Raw genomic sequence first — 457 nt, forward strand, 5'->3', positions numbered from 1 at the left:
GGAAGATCTGTTAGAGCAGCGCGTAAGAGAGGATAAGATATCTTATGACTTATGGGCTGAACAGGGATTGTTGAGATTAAGTCCAGGAAATAAGGTACATTACAAATACGTCAAAGAGTGGTTCGAAGAAGTGCAGAACGAACTTGACATCTACCTGTTTAAGTGTGGGTACGACTCGTGGTCAGCATCGTATTTTGTGGAGGATATGAAAAACACCTTCGGACTCACGACGATGGAACCCGTTATTCAGGGCAAGAAAACGCTGAGCAGTCCGATGAAGTCCCTTGGAGCTGACTTGGCAAAAAAGAGAGTGGTTTATAACAATAATCCGATTCTGAAATGGTGTCTGACAAATACCTCGGTTGATGTTGATAAAAACGACAATATTCAGCCATGCAAAGGGAATCAGGGTACGCGACGAATTGACGGTATGGCCGGTCTACTGGACGCATATGTC

General features: G+C 44.2%; 1 protein-coding gene. It reads left to right on the forward strand.

What is annotated here, in order from left to right:
- Positions 1-457 (forward strand): terminase large subunit (locus NE664_13885; protein ID MCQ4727724.1); only part of this gene is annotated, 457 nt, incomplete at both ends.

It is taken from the genome of Anaerotignum faecicola (assembly GCA_024460105.1).
Taxonomy (GTDB): Bacteria; Bacillota; Clostridia; order Lachnospirales; family Anaerotignaceae; genus JANFXS01.